Genomic DNA, 20811 nt, shown 5'->3' with positions numbered 1-20811 from the left:
GGGATTCGGGATTCGGGATTCGGGATTCGGGATTCGGGATTCGGGATTCGGGATTGGGGATTGGGGATTGGGAAGCGGGAAGCGGCTGTAGCAGCACACGAGCACGTTGCACACCGACGCCAGCCAGCCCCTGATTCATACCGTGTCGGCCGCGACACAGCGGCGCATCCCCGGCGCGGCCTGACGTGTCCGGTGGGGGACCGCGCCCGGCCGCCCGGCATCAGCGTGATCCCGGTCACGCGACTTCCACCAGTGCCCTTGGCGGACACGCGGCGGTCAAACAGCCGCGCTACACCTGCAGGCAGCCGCCGCTGACTGAAGGACTGCCCATGTCTGCCTCCGATCCCACCCGCCGCCGCTTGCTGCAAGGCTTAGGTGCCGGCCTGCTGTTGCCGGCCACAGCCGGCTGGTCCACACGCACGTTGGCCGCGCCGTCCGGGCGGCCGCTGATCACCGATGGCGTGCAAAGCGGCGATGTGCAGGAGGGCCGCGCGATGCTGTGGAGTCGCTGCGATCGCCCGGCGCGGTTGCGGGTGGAATGGGATACGCGCCCGAGCCTGCGCCGTGCGCGGCGGATCGACGGCCCGCTGGCGCTGCCCACCCAGGATTTCACCGCACGCGTGGACCTGGCCGCGCTGCCGCCGGGGCAAGACATCTTCTACCGGGTGCGCTTTGAAGATGCGCACAGCGGCGTGTTGAGCGCACCGGTGCACGGGCATCTGCGCAGCGCGCCACAGGCGCGCGACAACGTACGCTTTGTGTGGAGCGGCGACACCGTGGGCCAGGGCTTCGGCATCAATCCGGACATCGGCGGCATGCGCATCTATTCGGCGATGCGCGCACGCAACCCGGACTTCTTCCTGCACAGCGGCGACACCATCTATGCCGATGGCCCGGTCCCGGCCGAACTCACGGTGGAAGACGGCAAGCGCTGGCGCAATCTCACCACCGCGGCCAAGAGCAAGGTGGCTGAGACCCTGGACGAATTTCGCGGCAATTACCGCTACAACCTGCTCGACGACCATCTGCGCCGCTTCAATGCCGAGGTGGCGCAGGTGTGGCAATGGGACGACCACGAAACCACCAACAACTGGTCGCCCGGCAAGCAGCTGGATGCGCGTTACCAAGTGCGCGATATCGAGGTGCTGGCGGCGCGCGCACGCAAGGCCTTCCTGGAATACGCGCCGATGCGCGGCGTGCGGGCCGACGGCGATGGGCGCATCTACCGCAAGATCAGCTATGGCCCGCTGCTGGATGTGTTCGTGCTGGACATGCGTAGTTATCGCGGTGCCAACAGCGACAACCTGCAACCAACGCCCGGCGCAGATGCCGCGTTTCTCGGCCCGCAACAACTGGCCTGGCTGCAGCGCGAACTGGCCGGCTCGCGCGCGCAATGGAAAGTGATTGCCGCCGACATGCCGATCGGGCTGCAGGTTCCCGACGGCCAGGACGCGGATGGACGTGCGCGCTGGGAAGCCATCGCCAATGGCGACCCGGGCGTGCCGCGCGGCCGCGAGCAGGAGATCGCCGCATTGCTACGCTTCATCAGCACCGCGCGCATTCGCAATACGCTTTGGCTCACTGCCGACGTGCACTACTGCGCGGCGCATTACTACCACCCGGATCAGGCCGCGTTTCAGCAGTTCGAACCGTTCTGGGAATTTGTCGCCGGCCCGCTCAATGCCGGCAGTTTCGGGCCGAATGCACTGGATGCCACCTTCGGCCCCACGGTGGTGTTTCAGAAGGCGCCACCGGCACCGAACACCTCACCGTTGGCAGGCTTTCAGTTCTTCGGCGAGGTGGAGATCGACGGCCACAGTGGCGTGCTCACGGTGACCTTGCGCGACCTCGATGGCGTGGCGCAGTTTCGCCAGCCGATCCTGCCGCACGGTGCATTGCCGCCTCACACCGCCAACGGGTAACAGGCCAGCGCCGCGCGGCAGTCGGGCGCGGCCAGCCATTCGTGCAGCTGCCAGCGCGCAGCCTCGCCCAGCGCCGGGTCGCACCAGTGCAGCCGCAGCGCTCCGGAGGCAACCGGTGCAAACGCCAACCGGTGCAGGCCGAACGATAGCCCGTGGCCATGGGCCTTGAGCAGCGCTTCCTTGGCGCACCACAGGCGAAAGAACAGCGCCTGTTGCGTCTCGGCGGGCAGCGCCGTCAGCCAGGCGATTTCGTCCGGGTGGAAGAACCGCTGCGCGATGTCCAGCAAGCGGGGGCGTTCGCGGATGCGTTCCAGATCCACACCCAGCCGCACGCCCTGGCCCAGCCCTACCAGCAGGTGATCGCCGCTGTGGCTCCAGCCGGTGTCCCACTCGGGCAGGGCCGGCTGCAAGGTCGGCCGCCCACGCGCGTCACGCAGCAGCGGCACCTGCGCCGGGTCCAGTCCCAGCGCCTTGCCCAGCAATTCGCGCGCCTGCGGCTCGCCGCGTTCGCCGTGCCGATGCGCACGCCGCCAGACCTGGGTGGTGCCGAATTGCCAGTGGTCCGCCTCCGCGGCTGGCTGCATGCCGGACGCCATCACGTGGCCTGCACCAACCCGAACCGCAGGCCGCGCCGTTCAGCGCGCTGCACAGGCGTTTCACGGCCGGCTGCGTTGAATGGCGCCCACGCACCAGCTCCGGTGCGAACGAACGAGGAGAGTGGCGGCATGGGCATCATCATCTGGTTGATCGTCGGTGGGATCGTGGGTTGGCTGGCCAGCATCATCATGCGACGTGATGCGCAGCAGGGCATCATCCTCAACGTGGTGGTGGGCATCGTGGGTGCGTTGATTGCCGGTTTTCTGTTCGGCGGCGGCATCAACCAGGCCATCACGCTGTGGACCTTCGTGTGGTCGCTGGTAGGCGCGGTGATCCTGCTGGCCATCGTCAATCTGTTTACCCGCGGACGCGTGCGCTGAGTCCAGCGCACGGCTGTGAGCACAACGCCCGGGCTTGCCCGGGCGTTGTTGTTTCAGCCGACCAGGGGCTCACTGCGGCGCAACGCGATCGGCCGGGTGATGGATGCCGTCTTCCACCGGCACGGTGATGTTCAACGCGTACGGGTTGACGCCCTCCAGGCAGCCGACGTTGTAGCCGTATTCGTTGGGATTGGAACGCCGGCGGTGGTGCGTGTAGATGCCGCACACCCCACAGAAATAATGCGCCGCCGCATGCGTGTTGAACTGGTACAGCCGCAACACGTCCTCGCCTTGACGCACGTGCAGGCCTTGCAGCGGCACCGACGCGACGATGGCCCCACGCCGGCGACACATCGAGCAATCACAGCGGCGCGGATCCACCAGGCCGTGCGGCAGGTCCAGATCGATCTGCACCGCCCCGCAGTGGCAATTCAACCGATGCACGGCGCCCAGCGTGACATCGCCCACCTTGTGCGTGCTGCGCCGTAGATGCCGCTCGCTCATGCGCCTGCCTCGGCCAGCCGCACCCACGCCGGTGCGTGGTCGCTGGGGCGCTCCCAGGTGCGCGGTTCGCGGTCGATGCCCGCTTCCACCGCGCGGGCGCGCAGCGCATCCGACACCAATGTCAGGTCGATGCGCAGCCCCAGGTTGCGGCGGTAGGCGGCCTGGCGGTAATCCCACCAGCTGAAGTGGCCGGCATCGTCGTGATGCAGGCGAAAGGCATCGTGCAGGCCCAGCGCCAACAGCTTGTGCAGTGCGCCGCGCTCGGCGGTGGAGGTGAGGATGTGGTTGTCGCTCCACACCTCCGGCTCGTACACGTCGCGCGCGTCCGGGGCGATGTTGAAGTCGCCCAGCAGCACCAGCTGCGGGTAGCGTTGCAGCTCCTGCGCGATCCAGTCGTGCACCGCCTCGAGCCAGCGCAGCTTGTAGGCGTACTTGTCGGTGCCCACGTCCTGGCCGTTGACCACATACAGATTGATGATGCGCACGCCATCGACGGTGGCGGCGATCACGCGCTGCTGCACGTCATCGAACCCGGGGATGCCCATCTGCACGTCCAGCGCCGGCGAGCGCGACAGGATCGCTACGCCGTTGTAGGTCTTCTGCCCGCAAAACACGCTGCGGTAGCCCAGCGCGGCCAGTGCCGCATCCGGGAACTTGTGGTCTTCCAGCTTGGTTTCCTGGATGCCCACCACGTCCGGCGCAAAATCCGCCAGCCACTGTTGCAGGTGCGGCAGGCGCACGTTGAGCGAGTTGACGTTCCAGGAGGCAATCTTCATGGCGCGGACCGTGGTTCAAACCACCAATGGTACCGCGCCCTCGTCCATGGCCCGATCCGCCCACCCGCCCACGACGCTCAAGGCTTCCCGTCATGGACGCGGTTTGACCACCCGGTATTGGCTGCGTTCGCCGCTGCGTGGCCCGCGCGCATCGACATTGGCGCACAAGCGGTCACCACATAGAACGACATCGCTGTTGGCCACCGCCTGCAGCACCTTGGCATCGAGCCGGTAGCGCGTCAGGTCCCGGCGCGCTTCGGTCAGCAGGTACACACTCGAGGCACAGGCCAGCACCGTCGCAACGATCAACCCGGCGCAGGTGAGCCAGGCACGGGTGAGCCACCGCCCGCGCAGCGCTTCGTGCGCGGTTTCCACCGCCTGCAAGGCCGTGCCGGAGCGCGAGATCACCGCGTCCAACCGGCGCGCGGCGGGTGCGAGACTGCTATCGAGCGCCTGCTGCCAGGCCTGCTGCAGCTGCGGCACCGCGCCGCCGACCAGGCGGTTGATGTCATCGCCGTTGCGCGCAGCCAAGGCACGCAGCGCTGCCATGTCCCGCTCCAGTGCCGCATGCTGGCGCTGGTCGCGCGCTTCGATCGTAGCGGCCAGCGTGCCCAGCGCCCTGGCAAGTTCCTTCAGCTCTTCTTCGCGCATCCGTCGTCTCCGTCACCGCGCATCGCCAACGCGCATCCGCCTTGCCGCACATACCGGTGCCTACCCGCCACCGCCGCCTCCACCACCGCCCCCTCCTCCGCCATCACCGCCACCACCACCGCTATCGGCGGCGGCCATCGCCGGCCCCTGGTGCATCAGGCTCATCACGCGTACCGGCCCGTGCGCCATCTGCACATCGGCCGGCTGCATGTCGGCCGGGGTCCAGGCCATCTGATTGGTCACCGCCTCCTGCTCGCGCTGCTGCATCAACGCCTGCCCCTCCTGCAGCAGCGCTTGCCCTTCGGGCGAATACCGGATCCGCTCGGCCGCCTTGAATACCCCCGCCTCGTCGTGATTGCGCAGCGCCTGCAGCATCGCGTCGATATCCGCATCGCCGGTCCGCAGCGCCGTCGGCGCCTGCGGATCCTGCTGCGCAGCCGTGCGTCCCTGGCCCAGGACCTGGCGGGCCTGCTGTTCTTCCGCATCGATCCGCGCCTGCAGGCTCGGTACCACCGTCTCGGTCATCAGGTGGCGTTCCAGCGCCTCGTGCAGCGAGCCTTGGCCATGCACGGACAAGGTGGCCGTCTGCGCCACATTGCCAAGATTGTGCGGGGTGCTGGGCGTGAACCGGAGTTGGGTGGCAGCACCGGCGGCCAGCAGCGCACCTTCCAGCGCACCGGCGCTGGGCGCATGCGCGGTGAGACCGGCGAGCGCATCGCCGCCAGCATCCAGGGTGCGATTCAGGCGACCGCCAACAGCGTCCAGCACCTGCTGCGGCAGCGCCGACGCGGTACGCACCTGATCCGCGGCGGCCGTTGCCATGCCTGCGGTCGTGTGCATCAAGGTCTCTGCCTGCCGCGCGCTATCTTCGCGCAGCCGCGCGGCGTGCTGCTCGGCCTGCTGGCGGTCCGCCTGGGCCTGGCGCTCCAATGCCTGGGCCTGCTCCAGCAGGGCGGCCTGGGCGGTATCGGGCAACCAGCGTGCGGCACCGCGCAGTGCGACCGCGGCGGTGTCCTGCGCCTGCGCCTGGGCCTGCAACGCCCAGCGTTGCGCGCTGGCATCCAACTCGCCTGCAACCGCACGGCCTGCGGCCAGGCCACGGCCCAGCGTGTCGCCACCGGCTTCGAGTGCCGCACCCGTAGCGCTACCGCCATGGCGCACGGCCGCACCACCCATCTGCATGCCGCGCGCCGCGCCGTCGCCGGCCGCATCCAGCGCCGCATCGCCCGCCCGCCCCAGCGCGGCGCTGTGTTCGCCCAGGCCACGTCCGATCTGCGCACCGGCAGCGCCGGCCCGCAACACGCCCAACGCCGGGCCAGCCAGGTACAGGCTCTCCTGCAAGGTCAGCGCCTGCGCGCGGTCCACCAACGCGCCATCCTGGCCCTGCATCTTGGCCGGCAACACCGGCTCGATGCGGCCGGCGGCCAGCGGCAGCTGCTGCAGCAACTGGGCGGTATCGCCCTGCGCCAGCCGGTCCACGAACGCATGCACCGCCGGCTGTGCATTCACCGGCACATCGCGGGTCAGCGCTTGGTCGAGCAAGGCCTGCCCCTCCGGCAAATTGCGCATCAGGGTGGCGGTGTCGCCCATCACCGCCGCCAGCTGCTGGCGCCGCGCCGCATCCAGCCGGTGGATATTGTCCTGAATGCCGTTGTTGAGCATTTCGCCCTGGACTTGATAAGCCACGACGGTGTCGGCGGTGTCATAAAGCTGTACACCGGGTGTGCTCTTGGCAAAACGCTGCGCAGTCGCCGGATGCAACCCTGCAGCGTTGAACGTGGTTGCCGGCACGCCACTCACCGCCGAGCCTGCCGAGCCCATGCCGCCGCCCAAGGAATGGCCGGCAATTTCGAAATCGACGTTCTGCAACTTTAATTGCGATGCCAAACGCATGGCACGGTCGTAGTAGTCGGTCTGCATGCCAACCGACTGCGGGAAGTTGTTGGCCAGAAAATCTTCGGCGCTGGTATCGCGCAGACCACTGGCGGTTGCCACTTCACCCGCCGAGCCTTTGTAGACCACGGTGGGCTTGTAGCCGGGCCCGAGGATTGCCGGATCGGGAATGTAGATTTCGGCACGGAAGCCAGATTGTTCAGGCCGGAGAAGGTCCCGAAGCTCCTCATCGTTTACCCTCGCCAATTCCGGGATGCCGTCACGAAGCCTATCGAGATTCTCGCTGCCGCGAACCCATCCAGCTGGCGCCTGTCCATATCCCTTTGCAGAGTCGTAGACATCGTCTGCAAGCGAAGCCATCTCGTGCGCGTGATAGAGCTGCTGCAGCTCGGCAGCGCGAGATGCAGCTTCCGCAGTGCCGCTGGCACGCAGATCGTTCAACAGTTGCTCGCGTTGTCTGTGCAGATCTGGCGTTTGCATGCGATCAATCCTTGCGCATGGAGGTCAAAGCAGCGGAATCTCTTTTTCTTCCGAGGGGAAGTGGAACGCCTTGCGCATGCGTTTGTAGTGCTCCGGCATCGCAGGCCGCGCGTATCCACGCGCGAGCAGCCATTGCTGGCACTTTCGTTGCCAGCGGGGATCCTTTGGATTTCCCGGATGCCAATAGATCGATGTGATCGTGCGCGAATCCAGTTTCCTCGTCGCAGTCCGTCCGGAATACTCAATCCGTGGATCCGCCCCGTGCTCCAATAACCAAAACGCTGGTTCGAACCCGCCCGTACCAACGTAGTTCTCGATAAGAGTCCCTCCCATTCCTGCTAGCGCATTGACATCGGCACCACGCTCCACCAACAACTGGATATTCGGCCACTTGTCTTGCTTGATGAGCGCGTGAAACAACAAACTCTCGTTGTTTGCATTACGCGTATTGGGATCACCGCCATGATCCAGCAGCATTTTGAGATAGATCGGGTCGTCCTGCTCGGCTGCCCACACCATGGCATTCGGATTATTGCGAACGCCTCGATCCAGCGTTTGATAAGGCAGCGCCACATTCGGATCAGCCCCATTGTCCAGCATCGCCTTTAGCCCGGTCGGGTTGTGGGTGAAGATCGGCCAGAACAATAGTGGATATCCATCCTTGGAGAAGATCGTGTCCGGGTTCACGCCCTCCACCTTCATCAACCGCCGCACTTCCTCGGCATCGCCCTGCTCGGCCGCCAAGGCCAGTGCCAGGGCTTTGGGGTCGGTGAAGTTGCGCTCGGGCGCATAGCGCGATTGCGCGGCAGGCGAACAGCCGGTGATGGCCAGCAGCACCACGCAGCAGAACCGGATGAAACAATGCGATGGCTTCACGCGCGCCTCCGTTGCGGCTGATTGCATAGGGACAGGATGGTAAGCCAGTTGGCCGCTTGCAGCGCAGGACCTGCGCTGCATTTCGTGTGCGCTGCGTCTCCTCGGTGCTGCGGTGCCGGCTGGGTGGGCGTTTGCATGCGATCAATCCTTGCGCATGGAGGTCACAGCAGCGGAATCTCTTTTTCTTCCGTTGGGAAGTGGAACGCCTTGCGCATGCGTTTGTAGTGCTCCGGCATCGCAGGCCGCGCGTATCCACGCGCGAGCAGCCATTGCTGGCACTGTCGTTGCCAGCGGGGATCCTTTGGATTTCCCGGATGCCAATAGATCGATGTGATCGTACGTGAGTCCAGTTTCCTCGTCGCAGTCCGTCCGGAATACTCAATCCGTGGATCCGCCCCGTGCTCCAATAACCAAAACGCTGGTTCGAACCCGCCCGTACCGACGTAGTTTTCTATAAGAGTCCCTCCCATTCCTGCTAGCGCGTTGACATCGGCGCCATGCTCGACCAACAACTGAATGTTCGGCCACTTGTCTTGCTTGATGAGTGCGTGAAAAAGCAATGTTTCGTTGTTTGCATTACGTGTATTCGGATTACCACCATGATCCAGCAGCAACTTGAGATAGATCGGGTCGTCCTGCTCGGCTGCCCAGACCATTGCATTACTGACATTGGTCTGATTTCGTCCAGGCTCCGGGGGATAGGGCTTGGCCACATTCGGATCAGCCCCATTGTCCAGCATCGCCTTTAGCCCGGTCGGGTTGTGGGTAAAGATCGGCCAGAACAACAGTGGATATCCATCCTTGGAGAAGATCCTGTCCGGGTTCACGCCCTCCACCTTCATCAACCGCCGCACTTCCTCGGCATTGCCCTGCTCGGCCGCCAAGGCCAGTGCCAGGGCCTTGGGGTCGCTGAAGTTGCGCTCGGGCGCATAGCGCGATTGCGCGGCAGGCGAACAGCCGGTGATGGCCAGCAGCACCACGCAGCACAACCGGATGAAACAATGCGATGGCTTCACGCGCGCCTCCGTTGCGCCGTGTCCGCTGGTTGGACGCGGTAAGGGTGACCGCTGCACCGCGCGGCCTGCCACTGATTGCCGTGGCAACGAACTGGCGAATGCAAGCGATACTGACGGACGCAGCATAGCGCAGACGGGTGGCCTGGCAAGCGCATCGCGCGCTTACTTTACGGGTATAGCCGCATCGGCAGACCGGTGCGATGGCGCCACGGTGTGCCGGCCGGCGCGTCACCGAGGTTGATAAAAGCTTGGCGAACTTTCGCCACGGGACTGTGGACGATGCGGGCAGTCGTGCGTGGACGCGTCATCCACGCCGCATCCAGAAAGGCAGCACCTGTCTGGCACCCGCTTGTCAGGTTTTGTCGGTGGCTTTCAGTCAGCAGGCGCGATGCGCACGCCGAGCTGGTTGGCCACCGGGCGCTCGCGGCCCGGGATGCCGGTGTGGATGGGGCGATTGAGCGCGCGCACGTCGCCGTCCACGCGTGCGGCCAGGGTGCTGGAGCCGCCCCCATCGAGATTGATCGCCGCACGCGCGCCGAGTTGCTCGAACACGGCGGTGAGCGCGTCCAGTGTCATGCCGGCGCTGTAGCCGGGCTGGCGCCCGTCGGCCACCACCATCCACAGGGTGTGGCCGCTGCGGTCCAGGCCCACGGCGCTACGCGGTTCGGGGCCATCGTAATAGGCGGCGCGGCTGGCTTCGCGCGGTTGGCGCTTGCCATCGAGCAACAGCAAGGGGCCTGCACCCACGCCCAGCCGCGACCCGGCCGGGCAGCTGCCGCGCACGATGCGCACCACCTCGCGCTGGCTGACGCATAGCGCCGCGTTGACGCGGGGGTCGCTGGTGTCCGCCGCCGAATCGGTGCGGCCGGCGTCGATAGCCAGACCTTCGGCGGTGACGCCCTGGCCGGCGGCCGGCACGAACGGCTTGTCCAGCAGATGACCGCCATCGAAGGGCAGGAAGTAGTCGGCATTGATCGCCAAGGCCAGCGCGCCGTCGCGCACGAACGCGGTGGTGGGCGTGGCGCGGAATTCGCCGCCGTCGCTGCGGTCGCCGGGGGTGCCGACCAGCTGCAGGCCCGGCGTGGTGAGGTCGATCTGGGCGATGTGCAGCATCACCGGCTGCGCCCCGCCGATGGCTTGCCGCCAATAACGCACCCCCGGTGCCAGCGTGAGCGGTGCGGTGGGTGCGGGCACCGGCGCGACCAGCGGCTCGATGGTGACGCGCGCACGCGCCTGGGCCTGATCCAGCACCGCGAGGACGTTGTCCAGTTGCGCCGGCGGCACGCGCAAGAGCAAGCGCTGGGTGGGCGCCAGCTGCAGCACCTGCAACAACCCGGCGCAGCGCGCGCCCGTGCACGGCGTGGCATCCATCCCCACCCGCGCAGGGCCGCGCGCCTCATCGCGCACCTGCAATGCAAGGCGGTTGCCTTCGGCCGCTTTGCAGCGACTCACCGCCGCCAGCACATCCTGCGGCCACTGGCCCCAGCAGTCGCCGCTGACCACGGTTTCGATCGGCACGAACGGCACGCTGGCAGCGGGTGTGTTGGTCTCTGCACCGGCGGCAGCGCCGATCGGGGCCAGCAGTGCGCACAGCAACGCGGCAGCACGCAACGGGTCAGAACGCATAGTCCACTCCAAGGTAATAGGCACGGCCGTTGTCGAGCTGCTCCCGCATGAGTTGTTGCTCTGCACCGATCACGCGGGTGAGCCGCGCATTGCTGAGGTTGCGGCCCTGCAGGGTAAGCCGCAGCTGCGCGCTCAGGCGCCAGGCCAGCTGCGCGTCGTAGCTGCTAATGGCGTCGTAATAGCGGTCGTTGACGCGGTTGTCGGTGGCTGCGGAAATCAGCTGCGCGCCAGTGTAGTTGGCGCTGATGCGCGCACTGAACGGGCCCACGTCGTACAGCAATGACGCGTTGGCGCTGCGCTTGGGCGATTCCATCAGCCCGGGCAAGCCGCGCTGGCTGCCATCGGCCATCTGTATCTCGGCCGTGCGCGGGTCGAGCACGGTGAGGTTGAGCATCGCGCCCAGGTTGGACCAACCGCCGGGCAGAAAATCGAAGCGGCTGTCGATGGCGGTGAACTCGATGCCCTGCACCTGCGCGGTGCCGGCATTGATCGCTTGGGTGGTGGTCACCTGGTAAGTGCCGCTCAACCCGCCGGGATCGCGCTGGGTGTCGGTGCTGGTGGTGCGCACGATCTCGTCGTCGATGCGCTTGTGGAACAGCGCCACCGACAGTTGCGAGTCGCGGTCCGGGTACCACTCCAGCGACAGATCCAGGTTGTCCGAGCGGCGCGGGCGCAATTGCGGGTTGGCGATGCTGCGGTTGATGGTGAAGCCGGTGACATCCACCACCGGGCTGCTGTTCTGGCCGATGTCGCCATAGGTGGGCAAGCCAATCGTGCGGCTGCCGGCCATACGCAGCTTGAGTGCCTGGGTGATGTCCCAGGCGAAGTTCGCCGATGGCAGCAAGAAGCGGCGGTCGCTGTCGGCCGATTGCTGGACGTAGTTGCTGGTGCTGGTCAGCGGCTGCGGCACCGCGCTGAGCACGGTGCGCTGCAGGTATTCGTTGCGCAGGCCCAGCGTGGCCTGGGTGCGTGCGCCATGCCAGACGCCCATCGCATACGCGGCGCCATTGCGCTCATCGATGCGGAAATCACTGATCGCGCTGTTGCGCGCATTGGTATTGGCCAGCACGTAGGCGCCAGGTGCTGCAGCGGCGAATGCGGCCACCTTGCCGGGGTCGACCAGCAGCAGGCAGTTGAAATCGGCGAACGGGCAGATGCGCGCGTCATCGGTACCAACAGTGGCCAGCGTCACGCGCCCGGATGGATTGCGGCGCACTTCGTCCAGGTTGTAGCGCTGTTGCAGATCGCGGTACTGCAGGCCGGTGCGCAGCCCCCAGCCTTGCGCGTCCGCATCGGCGTTCTGGCTGTAATCCAGCTTGACCGTGGTGGTGTCGGTGCTGCTCTTCTCAGTGCGGGTCAGGAAATACGACTGCGTGTAGTTGGCCGGGTTGGCGTAGTACGCCGGGTCGGCCAGCGTGATGGTGGGCCGCGTGTCGCTGCCCAGCGCATAGCCAAAGCCCAGCCGCGCGGACGCGGCCGCCGCAAAGACGTCTTCGCGGGTGTCCTGCACATAGCGCCCGGTGGCGCGGTTGAGCACCAGATCCACATGGCCTTCGGGATTGAGCCGGAAGCTGCCGCCAAGCTGGGCGTAACGCAGCGTGCGGGTCTGGTCGAAACGGTTGGCATCCACCTGCGCGCTGCCCTGCGCGAACCGGCCGCTGTCGGCATCGGTCACCGCCGCATTGCCGACGCGGTTGATCCACTGCGAACGGCGCTGCTCGTCGTTGCTGTGCTCGAACACGCCGGCGCTGAGCGCAAGTTTCAGGCTGTCGCCATCGTCGTATTCCAGTTTGCCGAACGCGCTGCGGCGCTGGCGCACGTTGTCGTAGCTGAGCGGGCGAAACCGGTCCGGCGCGATCGCCAGACCATCGGTGTCTAGCGTCGGGGTGAGGTCCTGGCGGCGGCCGTTGGCGTAGTAGCTGTAACTGTCGATGGCAGTGTTCAACGACGACGAATCGCGGCGAAAGTAGTCCGCCGACAACACCACGCCGAAGTGATTGTCCGGCCCGAAGGTCTGGCTGAAGCTGCCCTGCACCTGCCCGGACGGCTTGCTGCCCTGCAGCTGCCGGCGGTTTTCCCAATCAGCCACATTGGCCCGCACGGTGGCGAAGCGGCCGTCGTGATCGAAGGCGCTGCGCGTGCGCAACGCGGCGATGCCGCCAATGGCATTGCTGTCCATGTCGGCGTTGAAGGTCTTGTAGATATCTACCTGCTGCGCGAGCGAGGCGGGAATGACGTCCAGCGATTGCACGCGCCGGCTGGTTTCGGTGGACGGCAGCGCCACGCCGTCGATCAGCACCGTGTTGTAGTCCGGGTTGAAGCCACGCAGGCTCATGAACTGCGCTTCGCCGCGGCCGTTGTTGACCACCATCGAGACACCGGGCACGCGCTGCAGCGCCTCGCCCAGGCCGAAGTCCGGGATCGAGCCGATGTCATCGGCCGCCACGCCGTCGGAGACCACCGCCGCCTCGCGCTTGGCGCCAATCGCCTGGCGGATGGACAGGTGCTGGCCGGAGACCTGCACGGCATCCAGCTGCACCGGGGCGGTCTCGCCCCCGGCCGCGGCCACCACGGGTTCGGCGGCCTGCGCACTCAGGCTGGCCGCGACACCCAGCGCCAGCAGACCGCGACGAGGGCAAAGAAAGGGGCTGAAACGTGACATGGCGCAACCAATGAGGGCGGAAGCTGCCAATTTAATAACTTACTGTGAATTAATTATTTCAGCCGCAGCGGCTATGCTTGCGCGTTGCTCCCCGCCCTGCTCGCCCATGCCGTCCTCGACCGCCTTCGCCGCGCCCGCGCACCGCCAGCCCTTCGAAGGGCTGAGCCTCAATGAGCGCGACATGCTCAACCGCCTGCGCCTGGCCGGCGTGCTGACCCGTGCCGACCTCAGCCGTGGCACTGGGCTGACCGTGCAGACCGCGGTGCGGTTGATCGAAAGCCTGCAGGCGCGCGGCATGGTGCGCATGGGCGAGGGGCTGGCGCGGCCCGGCCGCGGCAAGCCGGGCATCGCGGTGTCGTTGCGCCCCGGCCACGGGCACACGCTCGGGGTCTCGATTGCCACCGACGCGCTGACCCTGGCGCTGATGGACTTCGCCGGGCAGGTGCTCGGCGTGCAGGAGCTGCCGCTCACCGATCCCAGCGCCGCCGGCGTGCTGGCGCAGCTGCAGGCCGGCGATGCCGCGCTGCTGGCCAGCCTGCCGCACGCACCGGGGCCACGCCTGGGCATCGGCGTGGCGATGACCGGGTTCTTCACCGGCCAGGACGGGCGTATCAATCCGCCCGACCCGTTGCGTGCGCTGGGCGAGTTCGCACTCTGCCCGTGGCTGGCCGAGGCCTGCGCGCAGCCGGTGTGGATGGACAACGATGGCAGCGTGGCCGCCGCCGGCGAGGCGATGCTGGGGGTAGGCCGGCGTCATCGCGACTTTGCCTATCTGTATCTCAGCTACGGCCTGGGCGGCGGCCTGGTGATCGATGGCCGGGTGCTACGCGGCGCGCGCGGCAACGCCGGTGAATTCGCCGGCATGCTGCCCGCGCAGCGGCTGGAACGCGCCACGCTGGAATTGCTGCGCGAGCTACTGGCCGAAGACGGCGTGGAGCTGCCGGATATCCGCGCACTGCTGGCCGCCTACGACCCGCGCTGGCCGGCGATCGAACGCTGGCTGGCGCGTAGTGCCCCGGGTGTGTCGCTGATCGTCTCGGCCATCACCGCGGTGTGCGACCCGGAGGCCATCGTGTTCGGCGGCCGCCTGCCTGCGGATCTGGCGCGCCGCCTGATTGCCGCGGTCCGCATCGACAACCTGCCACGCCGCGGGCAAGCACGCCCGATGCCACTGCTGCTGCCGGCCGAAGCACCGGCCGATGCCTGCGCGATTGGTGCGGCGACATTGCCGTTGCAGGCGCGCTATTTCGGTTGAGCAATTGCACCGCGGTTAGGTGCGTCATCGGCTGCACGACGACAGCAGGCATCGAAGATCCCCCACGCCAGGGTGCGTGCCTGCGCGCCCTGCTGTTCGCTCAAACCGTCGAGCAGTTCCTCCTCGCCTTGCAACGCTGTGGAAGCATCGTGCGATGACCCCGCAGGTTGGCGCGCGGCCAGGCGCCAGGCCGCGGCATACACCGGGTCAGGCGCACGCAGCAGTGGTGATGCCACCACCTGCGCCAGGCTCTCGATGGCATCGGGCAGCGCCAGCAACTCCAGCGCACTGACGGTCGAATCTCTCATCCCCCAAACGCAAGACGCCGGCACAAGGCCGGCGTCTGCGTGACAGCACTCAGTGATGCGGTGGATCAGTGACCGGAGGCACCGGACGCACCCAGGCCGGTTTCGGCACGGATCTGCTGTGCCTTGAACGCGGCGCGCTCGTTGGCCGCCTGCGGGCTGCGGTCCAGGACCGAGAACAGCCAGATACCGACGAAACCAATCGTCATCGAGAACAGCGCCGGCGAGGTGTACGGGAACGGCGCCGAACCGGCTGCGTTACCCAGCGTGTCCACCCACACCGACGGCGACAGCACCGTGAGCACCAGCGAGGAGATCAGGCCCAGGAAGCCGCCGACCACCGCACCACGCGTGGTGCAGTTCTTCCACAACAAGGACAGGATCAGCACCGGGAAGTTGGCCGAGGCGGCGATGGCGAAGGCCAGCGACACCATGAAGGCCACGTTCTGCTTCTCGAACACGATGCCCAGCAGCACGGCGATCACGCCCAGCACCAGGGTGGTGGCACGCGAGACCTTCAGCTCCGAACCCGGCGCCGGGTTGCCCTTCTTGATCACCGTGGCGTACAGGTCATGCGACACCGCCGAGGCGCCGGACAGGGTCAAACCTGCGACCACCGCCAGGATGGTGGCGAAGGCTACCGCCGAGATGAAGCCCATGAACACGTTGCCGCCTACGGCGTTACCGACCAGCACCGCCGCCATGTTGGCCGCGCCCTTGCCGCCGTGGATGGTGCCGGTGGCGACATCGGCGAACTGCGGGTTGGTCAGCACCAGCGCGATCGCACCGAAGCCGATGATGAAGATCAGGATGTAGAAGTAGCCGATCCAGGTGGTCGCCCACAGCACCGACTTGCGTGCCTGCTTGGCATCGGGAACGGTGAAGAAGCGCATCAGGATGTGCGGCAGGCCGGCGGTACCGAACATCAGCGCCATGCCGAAGGAGATCGCCGAGATCGGGTCCTTCACGAAACCGCCCGGCCCCATGATCGACAGGCCCGCCTTGGCTGCGTCCTCAGGCGACGCACCGCCATTGGCCGCAATCGCGGTTTTGACCCGCACGCCCTCGGCAAACAACGCCTCGAAGCTGAAGTTGAAGTGCCACATGATCGCCACGGCCATGAAGGTCACGCCGGTCAGCAGCAGCACCGCCTTGATGATCTGCACCCACGTCGTGGCGGTCATGCCGCCGAACAGCACGTAGACCATCATCAGCACGCCGACCAGGGTGACCGCCACCCAGTAGTCCAGGCCGAACAGCAACTTGATCAACGCACCGGCGCCGACCATCTGTGCAATCAGATAGAACAGCACCACTACCAAGGTGCCCGAAGCCGCAAAGCTACGGATGGCGGTCGGCGCGAAGCGGTAGCCGGCCACGTCGGCGAACGTGTACTTGCCGAGGTTGCGCAGCCGTTCGGCCATCAGGAAGGTCAGGATGGGCCAGCCGACCAGAAAGCCGATCGCGTAGATCAGGCCGTCGTAGCCGTTGGCCATCACCGCGGCGGTAATACCCAGGAACGAGGCCGCCGACATGAAGTCGCCAGCGATCGCCAGGCCGTTCTGAAACCCGGTGATGCCACCGCCTGCGGTGTAGAAGTCAGCGGCCGACTTGGTCTTGGCGGCCGCCCATTTGGTGATCCACAAGGTGCCCAGCACGAAGAAGCCGAACATGCCGATCGCCACCCAGTTGGTGGGTTGCTTGTCGACCTGGCCCATGTCGCCGCCGGCGGCCAGCGCGAGGCCGGCCGGCAGCAGGCCGGCCAAAATCAGAAGAAGGCGCGAAGTCTTGCTCATCTGCGGGCTTCCTCCAGGATCTGCGCGGTCAGCTGGTCGTAGGTGTTGTTGGCACGACGCACGTAGATGGCGGTGATGATGATGGTGAACACCATCACCCCGATCGCGATCGGGATGCCGACGGAGGTCACGCCGTCGCCGATGGGCTTGGCCAGGAACGCCTTGTCGAAGGCGATCAACCCGATGTAGCCGTAGTAGGCCAGCAACATCAGCGCAGTGAGGGTCCAGCCCAGCGTGTTGCGCTGGCGCTTGAGGGCGTGGTACTTCGGATTGGCATCGATCTTGGCGATCAGTGCGTCATTCGAGACGGTCATGGTCAGTCTCCAGTGCTGCAGGGGCGGTACGGCCCCCACCACCGCGGTGGCAGGGGCAACCGATGGGTGAAACTTAGAAGCTGTACTTGGTGGTGAACTGCAGGCGCGAGATGTCGCCGCTGTCGCCGTTTTCGGCTTCGCGGCGGCCGTACATCAGCTCTGCGCCCACATCCACCTTGGGCAGTGGCGAATAGAAGACGTTGGCGCGGATGCTCTGCTGCGACTTGCTCGCCAGCGCGCCGGTGTTGGCAATGTCGTGGTCGTAGTTCACGCGCGAATACATGATCGTGCTGCGCAGCTTGGCGTTGTAGTCGTGGCGCCAGGCCACCCAGCCGGCAAGCGTGCTGACGGTCTGGATCTTGCCGTCGATGTCGATCTCCACGTCCGAGCCGTTACCCAGGCCCAGATAACGCCCCAAACCTTCACCGTAGCTGAGCTGGTAGCGCAGATCGTTGTTGGCATTGATGATCCAGCGGCCACCGCCGGCGATGGCGCCGCCGAAGTCGGTGTCGTTGGTCAGCGCGCTGCGCGTGCGGTACTGGCGCGCAATCGCCGACAGGCCGAAGGTGCCCCAGGTGCCTTTCCAGTTGTAGCGCGCGGTCAGGTCCGGCATGGCGCCGTGGTCCGAGGCCAGGATGGTGTTGCCGCCCTGGTAGGGCGTGGTCAGGGTCTCGGGGTTTTCTGCCGACACGCTGAAGGCGCCGCGGGTATAGCGGATCTGGGTCTGGCGGCTGAACAGCGCGCCGTCGGTCGGCCCGACGATGTCTGCCGCTTCGGGCAGGATCGTGGCGTCGACGAAGTTGGACCAGGTCTGGCCGGCCAGCCAGTTGTTCCAACTCATGTAGGCATGCCGCAAGGTGCCGCCGTACAGATTGTTGACCTGGTTGGCCAGCGCGTTGCCGAAGAAATCCAGCTCGATGAAGCCGGTGAGCTTGTCGCCGTTCTCGGTGACGGTGTCCACGCCCAGGTTGAAGCGCGAGAACTTGGCATGGAAGTCGGTGTCCGTGCTCGAGGCCTGTCCCCCGACAGGCGTCTGCGTCGGGATATACAGGTACCGCCCCACCGCGCCTTCGGGCAATGCGCCGTCGGAGGTGCGGGTGGTCATGAAGTCGGCCTTGATGAAGCCACCGTAGCGGAACGTGGTGCCCGCCGCCGCATTTGGCGTGATGCTGGTCAGCTGGATCGGGCGCTTGCCCGCCGGCAGTGCCGGGGCCGCAGGTGCCTGTGCCTGCGCGGCACGCACCTCGCCGACCTGGGTCTGCGTCTGGGTGATCTGGCCCTGCTGTTGCTGCTGGGCGGAGACCAGCATCTGGACCTGGCGTTCCAGATCGGCAATGCGTGCTTCCAGCGCCTTTTCCTTGGAGGTCTGCGCGAACGCGACACCCGGCAGGATGGTGGCCACGAACAAAGCGGCAGCCAGCGGTTTGCGCACCAACGGTGCTTTACGGTGTTTCATGGAACCCCCTCCCCGGTGAAGGCATCGCGCATGGACGGCGACGCTAGGCGGAGCGTGCGGCAGGCCACGCTTTGCCGCCTATTCGCCTTTGGTCGTAGCTGCAATGCAGCATTTCGCAAGGCGACCGACGGTCGCAGCGGCAGTTACGACCATGGTCTAAGACTCCGTTGACCGCCGGGACAGAATGGATGCGGCACACTGATTGTCTACGGGGCGCGCGCAAGCGGCCCTCTTCCGACAAGTTGATCGCAAGTGAGGGTGCCATGGCTGATGTTTATCCCGTCGATCCCGCGTTCGCCGCCGGTGCGCGCATCACGCGGGAACAGTACGCAACGCTGTACCGCGAATCGATCGAACACCCCGAGCAGTTCTGGGGCAAGGCCGCGCAGCGGCTGGACTGGTTCAAGCAACCCACCCAGATCAAGGACGTCAGCTTCGCGCTGGACGACTTCCACGTGCGCTGGTTCGGCGACGGCGAGCTCAATGCCAGCGTCAACTGTCTGGACCGCCAGCTCGCCACCCGCGGCGACAAGACCGCGCTGCTGTTCGAACCCGACAGCCCGGATTCGCCGTCCTACCGGGTCACCTACCGCGAGCTCTATGAGCGCGTGTGCAAGCTGGGCAACGCGCTGCGCAACCTGGGCGTCAAGAAGGGCGACCGGGTCACCATCTATCTGCCGATGATCGTCGATGCCGCCGTGGCGATGCTCGCCTGCGCGCGCATCGGTGCGGTGCACTCGGTGGTGTTTGGCGGCTTTGCGGCCAACTCCATCGCCGACCGCGTGATCGACTGCCAGAGCAAGCTGATCATCACTGCCGACGAAGGCCTGCGTGGCGGCAAGAAGATTCCGCTCAAGGCGAACGTGGATGCGGCACTGAAGATCCCCGGCACCAACACAGTCGAAACCGTGCTGGTGGTGCGCCACACCGGCGGCGCGGTGGACATGCAGGCCCCGCGCGACCGCTGGTTCCATGACGTGGTCGACGGCCAGCCGGCCGAGTGCGAACCCGAGCGCATGAACGCGGAAGACCCGTTGTTCATCCTCTACACCTCCGGGTCCACCGGCAAGCCCAAGGGCGTGCTGCACACCACTGCCGGCTACCTGCTGTTTGCCAGCTATACGCATGAAGTGGTGTTCGACCTGCGCGAGGACGACATCTATTGGTGCACCGCCGACGTGGGCTGGGTCACCGGCCACAGCTACATCGTCTACGGCCCGCTGGCCAACGGCGCCACCGCGGTGATGTTCGAAGGCGTGCCGAATTACCCCAACGTCTCGCGTTTCTGGGAAGTGATCGACAAGCACCAGGTCACCATCTTCTACACCGCGCCCACCGCCATCCGCGCGTTGATGCGCGAAGGCGAGGCACCGGTCAAGAAGACCTCGCGCAGCAGCCTGCGCCTGCTCGGCAGCGTTGGCGAGCCGATCAATCCGGAAGCCTGGCGCTGGTATTACGAGGTGGTTGGCGACAGCCGCTGCCCGATCGTGGACACCTGGTGGCAGACCGAAACCGGCGGCATCCTGATCTCGCCGCTGGCCGGCGCGGTGGACCTCAAGCCCGGCTCGGCCACCCTACCGTTCTTCGGCGTGCAGCCGGCCCTGGTCGATGCCGAAGGCAAGATCCTGGAAGGCGCCACCGAGGGCAACCTGGTGCTGCTGGATTCGTGGCCGGGCCAGATGCGCACCGTCTACGGCGACCACCAGCGCTTCATCGACACCTACTTCCGCACCTACCCGGGCAGCTACTTCACCGGTGACGGCTGCCGCCGCGACGCCGATGGCTACTACTGGATCACCGGCCGCGTGGACGACGTGATCAACGTCTCCGGCCACCGCATCGGCACCGCCGAGGTGGAAAGCGCACTGGTCTCGCACCCGAAGGTGGCTGAAGCGGCCGTGGTCGGCTTCCCGCACGACGTCAAGGGCCAGGGCATCTACGCCTACGTGACCCTGATCGCCGGCGAGACCCCCAGCGAAGAACTGCACAAGGAGCTGGTGAGCTGGGTGCGCAAGGAGATCGGCCCGATCGCCTCGCCGGACCATCTGCAATGGGCCCCAGGCCTGCCGAAGACCCGCTCGGGCAAGATCATGCGCCGCATCCTGCGCAAGATCGCCGAAAACGCCCCAGATCAGCTAGGCGACACCTCCACGCTGGCCGATCCATCGGTGGTGGATTCGCTGGTCAATGAGCGGCTGACGCGCTGAGGAGCTGGGAGTGGGGAATCGGGAGTGGGGAATCGTGAGAGCGGTTCCCTCAGTATCCGGGAGTTGAAATTGGGGATTGGGGATTCGTAAGAGCG

The 20811-nt window shown here is 66.4% G+C and carries 16 protein-coding genes and 1 pseudogene; 4 read left to right on the top strand and 13 right to left on the bottom strand.

Translation table 11 applies throughout. From position 1 onward, the window contains the following. Positions 1-329: 329 nt before the first annotated feature. Positions 330-1922 (top strand): alkaline phosphatase D family protein, encoded by a 1593-nt coding sequence (locus QRM89_RS13935; RefSeq protein WP_285448278.1) that lies wholly within the window; start codon positions 330-332, stop codon positions 1920-1922. On the opposite strand, the gene QRM89_RS13930 is transcribed toward QRM89_RS13935, so the two are convergent. Next, entirely contained in the window at positions 1904-2518 is a 615-nt protein-coding gene (locus QRM89_RS13930) for a 4'-phosphopantetheinyl transferase superfamily protein (protein ID WP_285448277.1), read from the bottom strand. The genes QRM89_RS13935 and QRM89_RS13930 overlap by 19 nt on opposite strands. Positions 2519-2647: 129 nt before the next feature. On the opposite strand from QRM89_RS13930, the gene QRM89_RS13925 reads away from it, so the two are divergent. After that, positions 2648-2899 (top strand): GlsB/YeaQ/YmgE family stress response membrane protein, encoded by a 252-nt coding sequence (locus tag QRM89_RS13925; RefSeq protein ID WP_039404974.1) that lies wholly within the window; start codon positions 2648-2650, stop codon positions 2897-2899. A gap of 69 nt (positions 2900-2968) precedes the next feature. Here the strand turns inward: QRM89_RS13925 and QRM89_RS13920 are convergent, their stop codons facing one another. The 8 genes from QRM89_RS13920 to QRM89_RS13885 form a co-directional block, all read right to left on the bottom strand. Beyond that, positions 2969-3403: a GFA family protein gene (locus QRM89_RS13920; RefSeq protein WP_014506121.1), complete on the bottom strand. Its 435-nt coding sequence runs from the start codon at positions 3401-3403 to the stop codon at positions 2969-2971. Further along, positions 3400-4179, bottom strand: coding sequence for an exodeoxyribonuclease III (gene xth / locus QRM89_RS13915; RefSeq protein ID WP_285448276.1), 780 nt, complete (start codon positions 4177-4179; stop codon positions 3400-3402). The genes QRM89_RS13920 and xth overlap by 4 nt, the downstream gene beginning before the upstream one ends. Positions 4180-4269: 90 nt before the next feature. Further along, the gene (locus QRM89_RS13910; RefSeq protein ID WP_285448275.1) at positions 4270-4830 is read right to left on the bottom strand and encodes a hypothetical protein; all 561 of its coding nucleotides are present in this window, start codon (positions 4828-4830) and stop codon (positions 4270-4272) included. A gap of 60 nt (positions 4831-4890) precedes the next feature. Continuing rightward, positions 4891-7083, bottom strand: a complete 2193-nt coding sequence (locus QRM89_RS13905; RefSeq protein ID WP_343237683.1) for a phospholipase — start codon at positions 7081-7083, stop codon at positions 4891-4893. Between the two features lie 144 nt (positions 7084-7227). Beyond that, a complete protein-coding gene (locus QRM89_RS13900; protein WP_225041058.1) occupies positions 7228-8106 on the bottom strand; it encodes an ankyrin repeat domain-containing protein in 879 nt (292 codons plus the stop codon). Positions 8107-8240: 134 nt separating this feature from the next. Further along, on the bottom strand, positions 8241-9095 hold the full coding sequence (locus QRM89_RS13895; protein WP_285448273.1) for an ankyrin repeat domain-containing protein: 855 nt from the start codon (positions 9093-9095) through the stop codon (positions 8241-8243). Positions 9096-9467: 372 nt separating this feature from the next. Further along, entirely contained in the window at positions 9468-10721 is a 1254-nt protein-coding gene (locus QRM89_RS13890; protein ID WP_285448272.1) for a phosphodiester glycosidase family protein, read from the bottom strand. Then, on the bottom strand, positions 10711-13383 hold the full coding sequence (locus QRM89_RS13885; protein WP_285448271.1) for a TonB-dependent receptor: 2673 nt from the start codon (positions 13381-13383) through the stop codon (positions 10711-10713). The genes QRM89_RS13890 and QRM89_RS13885 overlap by 11 nt, the downstream gene beginning before the upstream one ends. A gap of 106 nt (positions 13384-13489) precedes the next feature. Here QRM89_RS13885 and QRM89_RS13880 point away from each other — a divergent pair, with 106 nt between their 5' ends. Continuing rightward, positions 13490-14638, top strand: a complete 1149-nt coding sequence (locus QRM89_RS13880) for an ROK family transcriptional regulator (protein WP_115541550.1) — start codon at positions 13490-13492, stop codon at positions 14636-14638. Here QRM89_RS13880 and QRM89_RS13875 read toward each other — a convergent pair. From QRM89_RS13875 to QRM89_RS13860, 4 genes and pseudogenes are all read right to left on the bottom strand, one after another. Then, a pseudogene (locus QRM89_RS13875) lies at positions 14626-14931 on the bottom strand (hypothetical protein); the annotation flags it as partial. The gene QRM89_RS13880 and the pseudogene QRM89_RS13875 sit on opposite strands and share 13 nt — an antisense overlap. A gap of 80 nt (positions 14932-15011) precedes the next feature. Then, positions 15012-16739: a cation acetate symporter gene (locus tag QRM89_RS13870; protein ID WP_012439600.1), complete on the bottom strand. Its 1728-nt coding sequence runs from the start codon at positions 16737-16739 to the stop codon at positions 15012-15014. Continuing rightward, positions 16736-17053, bottom strand: a complete 318-nt coding sequence (locus QRM89_RS13865; RefSeq protein ID WP_285448270.1) for a DUF485 domain-containing protein — start codon at positions 17051-17053, stop codon at positions 16736-16738. The genes QRM89_RS13870 and QRM89_RS13865 overlap by 4 nt, the downstream gene beginning before the upstream one ends. A gap of 73 nt (positions 17054-17126) precedes the next feature. Continuing rightward, entirely contained in the window at positions 17127-18509 is a 1383-nt protein-coding gene (locus tag QRM89_RS13860) for a DcaP family trimeric outer membrane transporter (protein WP_042595882.1), read from the bottom strand. Between the two features lie 263 nt (positions 18510-18772). On the opposite strand from QRM89_RS13860, the gene acs reads away from it, so the two are divergent. Beyond that, positions 18773-20716 carry an acetate--CoA ligase gene (gene acs, locus QRM89_RS13855; protein WP_285448269.1) on the top strand — a complete coding sequence of 648 codons (1944 nt, stop codon included), beginning with the start codon at positions 18773-18775 and terminating at the stop codon, positions 20714-20716. Positions 20717-20811 lie beyond the last annotated feature (95 nt).

Origin of the sequence: Xanthomonas sp. LMC-A-07 (genome assembly GCF_030208825.1) — a bacterium.
GTDB classification, from domain to species: domain Bacteria; phylum Pseudomonadota; class Gammaproteobacteria; order Xanthomonadales; family Xanthomonadaceae; genus Xanthomonas; species Xanthomonas campestris.
This window is presented reverse-complemented; position numbering and strand designations above follow the sequence as displayed.